Source organism: Yoonia sp. SWMV100 (genome assembly GCF_056108365.1).
Map to the genome: position 1 here is coordinate 659,681 of NZ_JBWBAQ010000002.1, position 14,689 is coordinate 674,369.

Sequence of the window (14,689 nt, forward strand, 5' to 3'; positions counted from 1 at the left end):
TTACACGCGGCTCATGTAGTCGGCGTCGAAACTACCGGGCAGCAAATCTGCTACTGTTGTCTGCGCCGTGACGCCGTCCACGGTGGTCAGTGTTACAACGACCGATCCATCGGCAAATTCTGCGATCTTCTGGCGGCAACCGCCACAGCAGCTAATCGGTTTTGGGCTGTCAGCAATCACTGCGATTTCTGCAATCCGCGTGTCACCTGCGGCGATCATTGCTGCAATGGCACCAGCCTCGGCACAGGTGCCTTCGGGATAGGCCACATTTTCCACATTGCACCCGGCATAGATTGCACCCGACGTGGACCGGATCGCCGCGCCTACTTTGAATTTCGAATAGGGGGCATAGGCGTTTTCGCGCACAGCGCGGGCGGTGTCGATCAGGGTCATTTTTTGCTCCGGTTTGATCACGCCAGACTGGTCTGTGACGCCGCCGGATGCAAGCCCAGATGGAACCGAAACGCCGCACGCGGTGTTAAACACATGACAGTAAAAGGAGCCTCGATATGGCCGTACCGCCAAAAGTCGTCACAGATACCCTTCTCACATCGACGCCGCACGATCCGGACTCTCCGATGACCGGAGATCAGGCAGATCTGCTGCGTGTTCTTTGCGAAAGTGCGACAGAACCTTTCGACGCCTCGCTTACCCAAGGCCAAGCTCTGCGCCGGATCGAAGAATTGCGCGACCATCTGAATACCGATCAGAACCTTTGACCGGTTAAAAACCGACAGGGTGGAAAGGGCCTGATCGGCCAGCCGACGCGCGACGAACGAATGGGTGTTTTCTGGCATCCTAAATGGCGGGCCCAGGCGCAGCCCATGCCCCGAAAACACAGCGACCGTCGTATAAATCACATCATGCCGCATCCCCAAGGTTTTGCGAAAAAACCAAAGGTCCGTACGCAAATATGTGGTGGTCAAACGGGCCATCGCCCGGCTCGTGTCATCGTGTTCCGCCGATCGATCGTGTCGTGATGCAGCGCCATTTCCAATGACTGAAACAGACGCAATCTGATCGAATGATTTGCCAACAACCCCGAAACTGTGATTAACGAAAGGCAGTAGTTTCCGAAGCGGCAAAAAGTGGTTTAACATTAAACCATATTGGGAGAGCAATGATGACAGATAACGCCAAAGATAGCGCGCGCCAAGCCGCGCTGGATTACCACCAGTTCCCCAAGCCCGGTAAGCTAGAAATCCGCGCGACGAAGCCGTTGGCCAACGGGCGCGATCTGTCGCGCGCGTATTCCCCCGGCGTCGCGGAAGCCTGCCTAGAAATCAAAGCCAACCCGGACACCGCCCGCGACTACACCACGCGCGGCAACCTTGTGGGCGTTGTCACCAACGGCACCGCGGTCTTGGGCCTTGGCAATATCGGCGCGCTCGCGTCCAAGCCTGTGATGGAAGGCAAAGCAGTCTTGTTCAAAAAGTTCGCGAATATCGACTGTTTCGATATCGAACTGAACGAACCCGATCCGGAAAAGCTGGCTGATATCGTTTGCGCCCTAGAGCCCACCTTTGGGGCGATCAACCTGGAAGATATCAAAGCACCTGAATGTTTTATCGTCGAAAAAATCTGCCGCGAGCGGATGAATATCCCCGTGTTCCACGATGACCAGCACGGCACTGCAATCGTTGTTGGGGCTGCGGCCACGAATGCGCTGCGGGTCGCGGGCAAAAATTTTGAAGACATCAAAATCGTCAGCACCGGCGGCGGCGCGGCAGGAATTGCCTGCTTGAATATGCTGCTGAAACTGGGCGTCAAACGCGAAAACGTCTATCTGTGTGATATCGAAGGCCTTGTTTACCATGGCCGTGAAAAAGACATGACCCCGCAAAAGGCAGAATATGCCCAAGGCACAACACCCGCTACACTAGGTGACGTCATTGCCGGCGCGGACCTGTTCCTTGGCCTGTCGGGACCCGGTGTTCTGAAACCCGAAATGGTGGCGAAAATGGCGGATGCGCCGATCATCTTTGCATTGGCGAACCCCACCCCCGAAATCAGCCCCGAAGACGCCCGTGCCGTGAAACCGGACGCCATTATCGCCACCGGGCGCAGTGATTACCCCAATCAGGTCAACAATGTCTTGTGTTTCCCGTTTATCTTTCGCGGCGCACTGGACGTTGGCGCGACCGACATCAACGACGAGATGAAGATCGCCTGCATCGAAGGCATCGCGGCCTTGGCGCGTGCCACCACCAGCGCAGAGGCCGCCGCTGCGTATTCCGGTGAAAAACTGACGTTTGGCGCCGATTATCTGATCCCCAAGCCGTTTGACCCGCGGCTGATGGGCGTTGTCGCCAGTTCTGTTGCCAAGGCGGCGATGGAAACAGGCGTCGCCACCCGTCCGATCCCCGACATGAAAGCCTATAAAGCCAACCTTGACGGGTCGGTCTTTAAATCCGCGATGATCATGCGCCCTGTCTTCGAAGCCGCGCGCACCGCGACCCGCTCCATCGTCTTTGCCGAGGGCGAGGACGAGCGCGTGTTGCGGGCCTCTCAGGCGATCATGGAGGAAACCACCGACACGCCGATCCTGATCGGCCGTCCCGATGTGATCGCCCAGCGCTGCGAACGCGCCGGGCTGAAAATTCGGCCCGGTGTCGATTTCAGCATCGTAAACCCGGAAAACGACCCGCGTTACCGCGATTATTGGGAAACCTATCATAGCCTGATGGCCCGCAAAGGCGTGACACCGGATTTGGCCAAGGCGATCATGCGCACCAATACCACCGCGATCGGCGCGGTCATGGTGCAACGCGGCGAAGCCGACACATTGATCTGCGGCACCTTCGGTCAGTTCCTATGGCACCTGAAATACGTGACCGAAGTACTGGGCACCCAAACCCTCCACCCGGTCGGCGCGCTATCGTTGATGATCCTCGAAGATGGTCCGCTGTTTATCGCTGATACGCAGGTCCATGCCGAACCGACGCCCGAACAGATCGCGGAAACGGTGATCGGGGCCGCACGCCACGTGCGCCGCTTTGGGGTTGAACCAAAAATCGCGCTTTGCTCGCACAGCCAGTTCGGCAACCTTGACAGCGATTCAGGCCGCCGGATGCGTGCGGCAATGGCTATTCTTGACAGCGCACCGCGCGATTTCGCCTATGAAGGCGAGATGCACATCGATGCAGCACTTGACGTCGAACTGCGGAACCGGGTCTTTCCAGATGCCCATTTGCCGGGTGCGGCCAACGTGCTGGTTTTCGCGAACACAGACGCCGCGTCAGGCGTGCGCAATATCCTGAAGATGAAGGGCGGCGGCCTAGAGGTTGGGCCGATCCTGATGGGTATGGGCAACCGCTGTCACATTGTCACCCCTTCGATTACAACGCGCGGGTTGCTGAACATGGCGGCCTTGGCGGGAACGCCTGTGGCACATTACGGGTAACGCAAATCAATAAGATGATCCGCCACTGTTTGTCACCGGTGGCGGATCATCTTTGGTGATCCGGATTTCATTGCCCATTGCCGTCAAAGGCATGACCTTGTCCACGGTTCAGCACCTTTAATGTCCACAAACACCTGATAAACAGACGTCGTCGCCGTCATGAACAAGCGCTGACCGTCCGCGCCGCCAAAACAAAGGTTGGCGACGGTCTCTGGGACAATGATTTTACCCAGAAGCCTCCCGTCTGTCGCAAAGCAATGGACGCCATCTTGGGCAGACGACCAAAGGTTCCCCGCAACGTCCACACGTATTCCATCGGGCAGCCCGCGATCAAGTGTCGCAAAGACACCCGCATCCGTGACCTTGTCGCCATGCACGTCAAACTGACGGATCACAGCGGGCACGTTGCAGTCATGGCTAGATCCGCTTTCAGCGACGTACAGCCGCCGCTCGTCCGGGGAAAAAGCAAGCCCGTTGGGTTGCACAAAATCGGAAATGACCGCCGCGATTTCGCCCGTCACCGGATCAACACGAAACACGTGGTTATGTGCCTGTTCACGCGGGGCTTGGTGGCCTTCAAAATTCGATATGATCCCATAGGTGGGGTCGGTGAACCAGATCGCACCGTCGGACGACACTACGACATCGTTGGGCGAATTTAGACGTTTTCCGTCGAATTGGTCCGCAAGCACGGTGAGCGTTCCATCATATTCGGTGCGGACAACATCGCGGGTGCCATGCCGGCAGCCAACAAGGCGCCCTTGGCGATCACGCGTATTCCCGTTATTGAAATGCGTGTTTTCGCGCAGGATCGTGGTGCCGTTTTTGGGATCCCAACGGATCAATCTTTGTGACGGAATATCGGAAAACATCAGGCAATTATGATCCCCGAACCAGACCGGCCCTTCGGTCCATGTAAAACCTGTTGCGATCTGCGTAAGCCGCGACATGGGATGAACAAGGTTTAGAAACGCGTCATCATACGCAACAAGGTGGGCGGGTAATTCGGTCATGCGCGTGTTTTCCTTGTGCTGGCGGCGATCACGATGCCGATGATGATAACCCCTGTCAGCATCATGCGAACGCCTGCCCCGAGCCCGTATGAATTCAACATAGACACAACAAGAAACATAAAGAGCGACGCCCCCCAAACCCCGGGTACGTTTGAATAACCGCCCGCGATTGACGTGCCGCCAATGACGACCACAGCGATTGAGGTTAACAGGTATTCTTGCCCCATGTTCAGCGCGGCTCCGCCTGAAAAACTGGCCAAAAGGTAGCCTGCGATTGATGCAAACACGGCGACTGCAATATATGTTGTTGCGCGCACGAGTTCGACAGGAATGCCCGCCAGTCGCGCGGCGCGCAGGTTTTGCCCCGATGACAACAGCCATCGTCCAAAGATGGTGCGCTCCAACACGATCCAGATGGCAATCGACAACCCCAGCCCGATCAGCGCAACATTGGGAATGCCGATTGTGCGCCCTGTTGCAAATTCGGCAAGCCCGGTCGGGGGTTTAATCCGCAGCCCCCGGTTCGACCAAATGGCGACCGACTGGTAAATCAACGATGCCGATAACGTGGCAATAATCGGCGGCAATCGAAGCAGGTAAATCAGTGCAAAGTTGGCAGCACCCGCTGCAACGCCGACCCCGATCGCCACCACCAGCCCAAGAATGGCCGTGTTCGCGTCCGACCCCATCGTCTTAAGCGCGAGCGTGCCCGCCAAAGTCATAACCGCCGGGATCGACAGGTCAACATTGCCGGGCCCCAAGGTAATGACCAGCATTTGACCAAGCCCGACAATTGCGGCAAATGCCCCGAAAGAAAGCGCCGCATAGGCAAGCTCGCTTGCGCCGCGCCCGTGCGTCATGAGCATAATCATCACAAATGCTGCTGCGGCTGCGACCCATGACCATATCCACGGGCGTGAAAGAACAGTTTTCAACATGTGGATTATCCCTCTTGCCTGTTGCGGCGCGTAAAGATCAGGCGCGCTGCCAGCACCAAGATCAAAATGGCCCCCTGTGCCCCAATCTGCCAATCCGAACTGAGCCGTAAGAATGACAAAAACGATGCGGCCAGTGCCAGTGTAAGGGCCCCGATGACGGCCCCCACCGGGCTGACTTTGCCGCCTGTGAATTCGCCACCACCCAAGATTACACCTGCAATCGACAAGAGCGTATAGCGCAGCGCGATGTTCGCGTCCGCTGACGTTGCAAGCCCGACCAGCGCCATGCCTGAAAGCACACCGAAGAAACCGGCAAGCGCGTAGGCCAGCGCCTTGAGCCGCAACAGCGGCCAACCCGCCCGCGACACCGAGGCGGCGTTGCCGCCAACGCCCCGCAACACCGTGCCAATACCGCTGCGCATAATCAAAACATGTGTCGATGCGCCAATGAGAACGGCCGCGACGACAGCCATCGGAACCACGGGCGGTTTCACGGTCATGGTGCTGCGCAGCCATTCGGGCGATGACCCGCCTGGCGACGGCAGGATCGTCAACGCGATCCCCCCCCACACAAAGGACATCCCCAACGTGACGACAATCGCGGGCAATTCAAACCAGTGGATCACGGCGCCCATGACACCGTAACCTGCGATCAGAACAAGCAATATCAGCGCCCCAAGCAGTGGGGCGTCTTGAACAAATGTGGCTGTGATGCAGGCCACCAGACTGACAAACGCCCCGATCGACAGATCGATGTCATTGACCATAATGATCATCATCTGGGCGATTGTTGCCAGCGCAATGGGCACCGCCAAGTTGAACAGCAGGTTCACGCCAAAATAGCTCATTGCGCGTGGCTGTAGATAAAAAGTGGCGGCCAGTAAGATTACCAACGACAAGATTGGTAGCAAAATACGGTGGCGGGCAAAAAGACGGATCATGCGCTGACCTCCTGCATTTCGAACGATGCTTCGAGAATGTGTTCTTCGGTAATGTCCGCGCCCGTCAGTTCCGCAGAGATTTGCCCGTCACGAAACACAAAGACCCGGTCGCATTGGCAAATTTCTTCGGTTTCGGTTGAATACCATAAGAAAGTGCGGCCCTGTGCCGCTTCGGCGCGGATCATCGCATAGACGTCTTGTTTGGTGCCGATATCAACACCGCGCATCGGGTCATCCATCACGACGACCGGCGCATTTGAAGCCAACGCGCGGGCAAAAAGAACCTTTTGCTGGTTGCCGCCTGACAGCGACAGAATATTGTTTGATGTATCGTTGGTGCGGATGCCAATGCGTGTTTTCCAATCTGCGACGATGCGCTCTTCTTGGTCGCGATCGACAAGCCCGTGTTTGCCAAACTGCGAGAGTGTGGAAACGGTCGCGTTGCGTAAAATCGACCAAAGCGGAAAGATCCCGTCACGGCCACGGTCTCCGGCGACGAACACCATGTCCCCCGTCTGACCCGGGCGCCATGACGATGTCCTATCGCAATAAAGCTTTGCCAGCGCCTCGGCTTGGCCGTGACCTGCCAGCCCGGCAAGACCGATGATTTCACCTTTGCGCGCCGTAAGCCCGATATCCGTGCGCAGTATTTCGGCGCCAATCACGCGCGTCTCTTGCGCAGCGGTATCGCTTGCGTTGGCGACCACATGCCCCATGGATTCAACAAGTGACGCGCGATCAAATTGGTCTGTCGAACGCGACGCCACGATTTTCCCGTCCTTCATCACGACGATCTGCGTGGCGACGGTGAAAATTTCGCCGATCATATGCGAGATAAAAATCACGGCGCCGCCATCCGCGCAGTAATTTTTTATATGTGTCAAAAGCTGCTCTGCGATACCCGCATCCAGCGATGACGTGGGTTCGTCCAAGATAACCAGCTTGGCTTGGGTGCCGCGTGGCGCAAACCCAATCGCGATTTCAACCATTTGTCGTTCCGCGATTGTCAGGCGATCAACCGCATCATCGGGATCAATACCATGGCCAGGAAACACGATATCAAGGCTTTGCAAAATTTCGGCACGCGCCCTTTTGCGCCAGCCAAAGCCGGACAGATCGCTGTGCGAAATGCGCAGATTTTCGGCGACGGATAAATTGGGACACAGCGACAGCTCCTGAAATACAGACCGCACACCTGCGGCAAGCGCACGCGTTTCACCCGACTGTGGGAACGTGACCGTTCCAGACGACGGCGCAAGCCCACCGTTGACAAGGTTCACCAACGTGGATTTTCCCGCGCCGTTATGACCAACAAGGCCGATACATGCACCCGGGCATATTGACAGGCTCACACCATCAAGCGCCCTGACGGCACCGAAATGTTTTTCGGCGTTTGTCAGGGCGACAATTGGCGTGCCATTCAGCGTGGCACTGTTCATTGTGATTACATAGCTCCGGCGATGATGCCTTTGGCATCGTCAAGCGTGTAGTCAACCGTGGCAACCGACCCTTCGGGCGTGCTGGCCAACGCATCGTCCAGCGTGTCTTGGGTCACCATCAAAAATGGCACCGACAGGTCTTTGGCGACGTCTTCGCCGTCGAGAATTTGCTGCGCAACCCAGAAAGCAAGCGATGCAACACCCGGCGCGATGGATAGCGACAGCGTTTCATAACCGTTGTCTGCGTGCTGTTCGGCCCACCATGCCATTTCGTCTTGGCGGTTACCTAACACGATCAGCGGCGTATCGCGGCCTGCGGCGGCAAATGCCTGTGCGGTCCCGTATCCGTCACCGCCTTGTGTCGCCACACCAACGATATCTGGCAACGACGGTAGAATACCCGCTACAGCCTTTTGCGCCACGTCTTGGGCCCAGTCACCGTGCACGGATCCAACGATTTCGAATTGCGGGTTCTCGGCGACACCTTGGTGAATACCAGCCGAGATTTCATCATCCACAAACACACCGGCAAGGCCGCGAATTTCCAACAGATTGCCGCCCTCTGGAATACGACTGGCAAGGTATTCGACTTGCAGGCGGCCCATTTCAGCGAAATCGACAGCAATACGCCATGCGCAGGGTTCTGTGACGATGCCGTCAAACGACACAACAATGATGCCCGCATCGCAGGCTTCTTTGATGGCGCCATTCAGCGCGGTCGGGGACGCTGCGTTGACGACGATCGCGTCGTAACCTTGCAGGATCATATTTTGAATTTGGGCCGCCTGCTCGGTTGCCTGATTTTCTGATGTTGTAAACGCGTCGGCAGCGGCGACGGTGCCGTTTGCGACAGCGCCAGCGCCGACCTCTTCCCAAGATTGCAGCATTGCCTGACGCCAGGAATTCCCGGCATAGTTATTGGACAGCGCGATACGTGTGTTGGATGTGTCGGCCTGTGCGGATGATGACGCCATCGCAATGGCCGCCGCGCTAAGCAGCAGTTTTTTCATTTTGGTTCTCCTCCCGAGATAAAGCACAGAGTTATCTCCGCACTCTTTTATCTGGTGCGACGCAACCAGCGCGTACCACCAGCGCCCATCGTCACTGGAACAGATTGCCCTGTAAATCGCGCAAGCCGCAAATGTGTTGCGGGTTCCCGCACCGGTGATGCGGGTATTGTGGTTCTCGGGGAAGCAAAGACGCGCTAGGGTGGTGGTTGGACGTGCAAGCGTCGGGGGGAACGATGAACACACATATATCGCGGCAATACCTAAGCGCGGACCAGCGTGATATTTTCTTGCGTATTTCTGCGCACCTCGCGTGCGAGACTGAAATTCAATCAGCGTTGGCTGCCGTTGCAAACGAGATTGGCACAGTGTTGCCATACACCCACTTTGACATTTGCCTGATCGATGGCCCCGATTGGCTTGTGTCATACGAAGCTGGGATCACAACGCGCTGGTCCCGCCGACGCACCCGGCTATTGCATTCGCCGATCAGGGACATTTTGACAGGTGGCGTGGACCATATGATCTGCACCAACGCGATGGAAGATCCCCGTCAAACGTTTCCCGGTGCCAGCAGCGCCCCGATCTTTAATCATGGCCTCAGATCACGGGTGCACGTGGGCATGAAAGTCATGGGACAACTGATAGGCACTTTGAATATTTCCCACAGCGAGGCGAACCTGTTTGACGACAAAACGCTGCGCCTTGCGCAGCATTTGGCTGATTTGCTTGCGCCTTATTTCCATGCATTGCGCGCCATCGAAAAAGCACAGCGCGATGTGCTTGCCCGGGCAGAGGTCCAGTCACGTGCAGAGGGTTTGCGCCAAGGGGCATCCAAATTGACGCAAGCGCTCGAACAAGAACGCCAACGGATCGGGATGGACCTGCACGACCAGACCTTGGCGGATCTAACACGGTTGCTGCGTGTTGTCACAAATGACAATGCGACGCCTGATCGCCAGTTTTTGGTGGATAGCCTGACCACATGCATTCGCGACCTGCGGCTGATTATCGACGAAGCCGTACCATCGCAGCTTGATCTGTTTGGTTTTACCCATGCCATGTCCGAACATTTGGGCAAAGCCGCGCGTTCGGAAGTATGCGCTGCAATGGTTGAAGACCGGACCAACGGGATGATCGACAACATCAGCCCGACGGTCCGCACCGCGCTGTTCCGCATCGCCCAAGAGGCCGTCAACAACGCAGCAAGCCATTCAGGTGCGTCACGTATCGACGTCATCGTTGACCAAAATGCCGAAGGTGCGTTGCTGATTTCGGTGCGCGACAACGGCTGCGGCATATCGAGCCGCGATAGCCCCAGACGGTCCGGGCTGGCGCATATGGAAACGCGGGCGCGCCTGATACTTGCGCATCTGGAAATCACAGAAGAGGCAGGAACATGCGTTATGCTGACACTTCCGGCGAGATCACAAGGGGATGCGGAATGAAGCTTTTGATTGTAGAGGACGATCCCTTTCATGCAAATTTTATGCTTGAAACCGTGGGGGATTCGCTGCCCGAGGTGAGCGAAATCACACATGTGACCGATGGCGGTGAAGGAGAGACAGAGGCCATGACAGGGAATTACCCGGCTGTCGTGCTTGATCTGCAAATGCCGTCGCGCAACGGTGTCGAGGCCGCGCGGACAATCTGGGCCACACGGCCACAAACGCGCATTCTTTTCTGGTCCAATTACGCCGACGAGGCGTATTTGCGGGGCATTTCGAAAATCGTCCCCAACGATAGCGCCTATGGCTATATTCTCAAAACCGCATCGACCAACCGTCTTCAGCTTGCGCTGCGCGCAGTGTTGATCGAAGGCCAAATCATGGTCGACCGCGAAGTCCATAAATTCCAACAACGATCATTTGAACCGCGCGATACGTTGAACGAAGTCGAATTCAACGTGCTTGTTGATCTTGCGTTGGGGCTGACTGACAAAATGATCGCCGACCGGCAGGCGATGTCGTTACGATCCGTGCAAAATCGCCTGTTATCGCTGTACCAAAAGTTGGATGTTGAAGAAGAAGAGACAGGCGTCGTGAACAAACGCACCCGTGCAATCAACCGCGCACTGGTGACAAGGACACTGAACGTCGAAACGCTTATCGCAGCGGAAAGAGAGCTGTCGCTATGGTACTTGAAACAGACAGGACGCCGCCTGTGATGCCAAGGCAGAATCTTGAAACCAGAGCTGGATAAGAAATCGTTGAAATGCCAAAGCGTGGCCTGCGGCCAGTCTCGGGCGTGCGCAAAAATCGCGGCGATGGGGCGATCGCTGACCAAACCCTATCAATCCAAATGCTGGTGAAATGGTGTGAAAAACGCGCAGTTCCTTAGAAAAACGGCGCGTCACGTAACCACCCACCCAATCTGTCAAAAAATTTACGCGGTTTGATTTTGTCGCACCCGCACTGCTTGCCCGGACGGTTCGGCAGGCGTAACACATTCCCATAGGTTGTTTTGGGAGGAACACGATGGGATACGCAGACGTCTACGCCGCTTGGCAAGCCGATCCAGAAGCGTTTTGGATGGAGCAAGCCAAAGCCATTGACTGGGTCACCCCGCCGTCGCGCGCGCTGAACGCTGACAATGCGCCGCTATATGAATGGTTTTCGGATGCGCGCGTGAATACCTGCTATAACGCCGTGGACCGTCATGTCGAAAACGGGCGCGGCGAACAGACCGCGATCATTTACGACAGTCCGATCACCCATACCAAACGCGAAATTTCCTATGTCGAACTGCGCAACCGCGTCGCCAGCCTTGCCGGGGCTTTGCGCGCCAAAGGCGTCGAAAAAGGCGACCGTGTGATTATCTATATGCCGATGATCCCCGAGGCGCTTGAGGCAATGCTCGCCTGCGCCCGCTTGGGGGCCATCCATTCCGTTGTTTTCGGCGGTTTTGCGGCTCATGAATTGGCGGTGCGCATCGACGACGCCAAGCCAAAGGCGATCATCGCGGCGTCCTGCGGGATGGAACCGGGGCGCGTCATTCACTATAAACCCCTGCTGGACGGCGCCATCACCATGGCGACCCATAAACCCGACTTTTGTGTGATTTTTCAACGCGAACAAGAAGTCGCAAACCTGATCCCCGGCCGCGACTATAACTGGCACGGCTTTCAATACGGCGTCGCCCCCGCCGAATGTGTGCCCGTCGAAGGCAACCATCCAGCCTATATCCTTTATACGTCCGGCACTACCGGCGCGCCCAAAGGCGTTGTGCGGCCCACTGCGGGCCATTTGGTTGCGCTGAACTGGACGATGAAAAACATCTACAACGTCGATCCCGGCGATGTCTTTTGGGCGGCGTCCGATGTCGGCTGGGTGGTCGGGCACAGCTATATTTGCTACGGCCCCCTGATCCACGGCAACACCACCATCGTGTTCGAAGGAAAGCCGATCGGCACCCCGGATGCCGGCACGTTCTGGCGGGTGATCCAAGAACACAACGTCAAATCCTTCTTTACCGCGCCAACGGCATTCCGGGCCGTCAAACGCGAAGACCCCACCGGCGAGTTTGTTAAAAAATACGACTTGTCCTGTCTGAACGCGATCTATCTCGCAGGGGAACGTGCGGACCCCGATACGATCAAATGGACCCAAGCGATGACGGGCAAACCCGTCTATGACCACTGGTGGCAGACTGAAACGGGGTACACGATCGCGGGCAACCCGGTGGGCATCGAACCGCTGCCCGTCAAAATCGGATCGCCGACCGTGGCGATGCCCGGCTATGACGTGCAAATCCTGGACGAGGCAGGACACCCGCAAGAACCCGGCGAACTGGGAGCCATCGCGATCAAACTGCCGCTGCCACCTGGCACACTGTCCACCCTGTGGAACGCCGAAGAGCGGTACAAGAAATCCTACCTCAACACCTTCCCCGGTTATTATGAAACAGGGGATGCGGGAATGATTGATGCAGACGGCTATCTTTACATCATGGCGCGCACAGACGACGTGATCAACGTTGCCGGGCATCGTCTTTCCACCGGCGCGATGGAGGAAGTGTTGGCCAACCACCCTGATGTTGGTGAATGCGCTGTGATCGGGGTTTCTGACGAACTCAAGGGGCAACTGCCGCTCGGTTTTGTCTGCCTCAATAAAGGGTGCGACCGCCCGCACGCCGACATCATCAAAGAAGTCATCACATCTGTGCGCACCACAATCGGGCCGGTCGCCGCGTTCAAGCTGGTGACTGTGGTTGACCGGCTTCCCAAAACCCGGTCTGGCAAAATCCTGCGGGCGACAATGGTCAAAATCGCTGACAACGCGGACTTTAAAATGCCGGCCACCATTGATGATCCCCTGATTTTGGACGAAATCAGGGCCGCGCTGAAACCTCTTGGGTATGCGGGCGCTTAGCCACCAAAAATCTGGTCAGTCTTTCACCGAAAGGCTGACCAACCACACCGACAAAACATCGCACGCATGTTTCACTCTCGTCCCTTGCAAAGCAACGCTTGGGTAGCCCATAACGGCAGTCAAAGACCTCCTCACCACATCACGTCGCGCCGCCGGTCCTGGCGCAGCATCGGAGCACCAATGGCTATCGAAACATTCGCCAGCAACGGCCAGACAAAGCACACCACCAGCTATTACGCGGCCAGCGCCAACCCATCGCCGGAACGGCCATCGCTCAAGGGCGACCATACGATCGACATTTGTGTCGTTGGTGCAGGCTACAGCGGGCTGTCCACTGCGCTTCATCTTGCCGAAAAAGGTTTCAAGGTCGCAATCATCGAAGGTGCCCGCGTCGGTTGGGGCGCCTCGGGGCGCAACGGCGGCCAAGTGGTCAACGGCCTGAATGCCAGCCTGCAAACGATCAAAAAACGCTACGGCCAGGACACCGCGAACTTTGTCGCCGGTCTGGTGCAAGAAGGCGGTGAAATTATCCGCGAGCGGGTTAAAACCTACGACATCCAATGTGACCTCAAGCAGGGCAACATTTTCACCGGCCTGACCGCCGCCCACATGAAAGAACTTGAAGAACGCCGCGCGCTTTGGGCCGGATACGGGCTGCACAACCAAGATATGCTGACCAAACAAGAGCTGCGCGATCATATCGGGTCTGACGTATACGCCGGTGGCATGATCGACCACACGGGCGGCCATATGCACCCGCTGAACCTATGCTTGGGCGAAGCCGCCGCATTCGAAAGCCTCGGCGGGGTGATCTATGAACAATCACCCGTGATTCATGCGGATACGGATGCCGCCAAACCCGTCGTCAAAACCGCCCACGGCACGATGACCTGCACCACGCTGATCCTGTGCGGCAACGCCTACCTTGGCAATGTCATCCCCGCCTTGACGGCGCGGGTGATGCCGGTATCGACCCAAATGATGGCCACCGTGCCATTGGGTGACGCACAAGCCAACGCCCTGCTGCCCACCGACAAATGTGTCGAGGACGTGCGCTATATCCTCGACTACTTCCGGCTGTCTGCCGACAAACGGCTGATCTTTGGTGGCGGCACCGTTTATGGCGGCACAGACCCCAGCGACGTGGTCGCCAAACTGCGCCCCGCCATGGAAAAGGTCTATCCAAGCCTGAAAGGCGTCAAAATAGACCACGCCTGGAGCGGCAATTTCGCCCTGTCGTTCAGCCGCGTACCGCAAATGGGACGTCTCGGGAACAACACCTACTTTGCCCACGGCTACAGCGGCCACGGCGTGACCGGATCGCACACCTTCGGGCGCATCTTGTCAGAGGTGGTTTCCGGCGACAAAACCCGTTTTGACGTTTTCGCCAAAGTCCCATGGTACCCCTTCCCCGGCGGGCGCACATTCCGCGTGCCCTATTCGATGATCGGATCATGGTACTACGCCCTGCGCGACCGATTAGGTGTCTAAGGCGCCCCTACTGCGCCCAGATGCCAGATACGGGAACGCAATAGGTGTTATACGGGGCGAAGTGGAACTTTGAACCATATTATATTG

General features: G+C 57.0%; 12 protein-coding genes. 6 read left to right on the plus strand and 6 right to left on the minus strand.

All coding sequences use genetic code 11. The features are described 5' to 3' along the window. Positions 1-393, minus strand: a complete 393-nt coding sequence (locus tag ACXJGX_RS03365) for a cytidine deaminase (protein WP_474778719.1) — start codon at positions 391-393, stop codon at positions 1-3. A 116-nt stretch (positions 394-509) separates the two neighbouring features. Between ACXJGX_RS03365 and ACXJGX_RS03370 the strand changes: the two genes are divergently transcribed. Further along, positions 510-719, plus strand: coding sequence for a DUF3072 domain-containing protein (locus ACXJGX_RS03370; protein ID WP_474778720.1), 210 nt, complete (start codon positions 510-512; stop codon positions 717-719). 404 nt (positions 720-1,123) lie between these two features. After that, positions 1,124-3,403, plus strand: coding sequence for an NADP-dependent malic enzyme (locus tag ACXJGX_RS03375; RefSeq protein ID WP_474779184.1), 2,280 nt, complete (start codon positions 1,124-1,126; stop codon positions 3,401-3,403). Positions 3,404-3,486: 83 nt separating this feature from the next. Here ACXJGX_RS03375 and ACXJGX_RS03380 read toward each other — a convergent pair whose 3' ends face one another. From ACXJGX_RS03380 to ACXJGX_RS03400, 5 genes are read right to left on the minus strand one after another with little or no spacing between them, the layout of a single operon-like run. After that, a complete protein-coding gene (locus ACXJGX_RS03380; RefSeq protein WP_474778721.1) occupies positions 3,487-4,416 on the minus strand; it encodes an SMP-30/gluconolactonase/LRE family protein in 930 nt (309 codons plus the stop codon). Beyond that, positions 4,413-5,354, minus strand: a complete 942-nt coding sequence (locus ACXJGX_RS03385; RefSeq protein WP_474778722.1) for an ABC transporter permease — start codon at positions 5,352-5,354, stop codon at positions 4,413-4,415. The genes ACXJGX_RS03380 and ACXJGX_RS03385 overlap by 4 nt, the downstream gene beginning before the upstream one ends. Before the next feature lie 5 nt (positions 5,355-5,359). Beyond that, positions 5,360-6,295: an ABC transporter permease gene (locus tag ACXJGX_RS03390; protein WP_474778723.1), complete on the minus strand. Its 936-nt coding sequence runs from the start codon at positions 6,293-6,295 to the stop codon at positions 5,360-5,362. After that, complete coding sequence (locus ACXJGX_RS03395; RefSeq protein ID WP_474778724.1) at positions 6,292-7,734, minus strand: sugar ABC transporter ATP-binding protein; 1,443 nt, start codon at positions 7,732-7,734, stop codon at positions 6,292-6,294. The genes ACXJGX_RS03390 and ACXJGX_RS03395 overlap by 4 nt, the downstream gene beginning before the upstream one ends. Positions 7,735-7,739: 5 nt before the next feature. Next, entirely contained in the window at positions 7,740-8,744 is a 1,005-nt protein-coding gene (locus ACXJGX_RS03400) for a substrate-binding domain-containing protein (RefSeq protein WP_474778725.1), read from the minus strand. Between the two features lie 233 nt (positions 8,745-8,977). Here ACXJGX_RS03400 and ACXJGX_RS03405 point away from each other — a divergent pair, with 233 nt between their 5' ends. From ACXJGX_RS03405 to ACXJGX_RS03420, 4 genes are all read left to right on the plus strand, one after another. After that, positions 8,978-10,189, plus strand: a complete 1,212-nt coding sequence (locus ACXJGX_RS03405) for a GAF domain-containing sensor histidine kinase (protein ID WP_474778726.1) — start codon at positions 8,978-8,980, stop codon at positions 10,187-10,189. Further along, positions 10,186-10,908, plus strand: a complete 723-nt coding sequence (locus ACXJGX_RS03410; RefSeq protein ID WP_474778727.1) for a DNA-binding response regulator — start codon at positions 10,186-10,188, stop codon at positions 10,906-10,908. Before ACXJGX_RS03405 ends, ACXJGX_RS03410 begins: the two co-directional genes overlap by 4 nt. Positions 10,909-11,218: 310 nt before the next feature. Further along, a complete protein-coding gene (gene prpE / locus ACXJGX_RS03415; RefSeq protein ID WP_474778728.1) occupies positions 11,219-13,111 on the plus strand; it encodes a propionate-CoA ligase PrpE in 1,893 nt (630 codons plus the stop codon). A 180-nt stretch (positions 13,112-13,291) separates the two neighbouring features. Further along, positions 13,292-14,602 (plus strand): NAD(P)/FAD-dependent oxidoreductase, encoded by a 1,311-nt coding sequence (locus ACXJGX_RS03420; protein ID WP_474778729.1) that lies wholly within the window; start codon positions 13,292-13,294, stop codon positions 14,600-14,602. Positions 14,603-14,689 lie beyond the last annotated feature (87 nt).

Coding starts and splice junctions, on each gene's coding strand:
- ACXJGX_RS03365 (WP_474778719.1), bottom strand. CDS start 393: ATGACCCTGATCGACACCGCCCGCGCTGTGCGCGAAAACGCCTATGCC.
- ACXJGX_RS03370 (WP_474778720.1), top strand. CDS start 510: ATGGCCGTACCGCCAAAAGTCGTCACAGATACCCTTCTCACATCGACG.
- ACXJGX_RS03375 (WP_474779184.1), top strand. CDS start 1,124: ATGACAGATAACGCCAAAGATAGCGCGCGCCAAGCCGCGCTGGATTAC.
- ACXJGX_RS03380 (WP_474778721.1), bottom strand. CDS start 4,416: ATGACCGAATTACCCGCCCACCTTGTTGCGTATGATGACGCGTTTCTA.
- ACXJGX_RS03385 (WP_474778722.1), bottom strand. CDS start 5,354: ATGTTGAAAACTGTTCTTTCACGCCCGTGGATATGGTCATGGGTCGCA.
- ACXJGX_RS03390 (WP_474778723.1), bottom strand. CDS start 6,295: ATGATCCGTCTTTTTGCCCGCCACCGTATTTTGCTACCAATCTTGTCG.
- ACXJGX_RS03395 (WP_474778724.1), bottom strand. CDS start 7,734: ATGAACAGTGCCACGCTGAATGGCACGCCAATTGTCGCCCTGACAAAC.
- ACXJGX_RS03400 (WP_474778725.1), bottom strand. CDS start 8,744: ATGAAAAAACTGCTGCTTAGCGCGGCGGCCATTGCGATGGCGTCATCA.
- ACXJGX_RS03405 (WP_474778726.1), top strand. CDS start 8,978: ATGAACACACATATATCGCGGCAATACCTAAGCGCGGACCAGCGTGAT.
- ACXJGX_RS03410 (WP_474778727.1), top strand. CDS start 10,186: ATGAAGCTTTTGATTGTAGAGGACGATCCCTTTCATGCAAATTTTATG.
- prpE (WP_474778728.1), top strand. CDS start 11,219: ATGGGATACGCAGACGTCTACGCCGCTTGGCAAGCCGATCCAGAAGCG.
- ACXJGX_RS03420 (WP_474778729.1), top strand. CDS start 13,292: ATGGCTATCGAAACATTCGCCAGCAACGGCCAGACAAAGCACACCACC.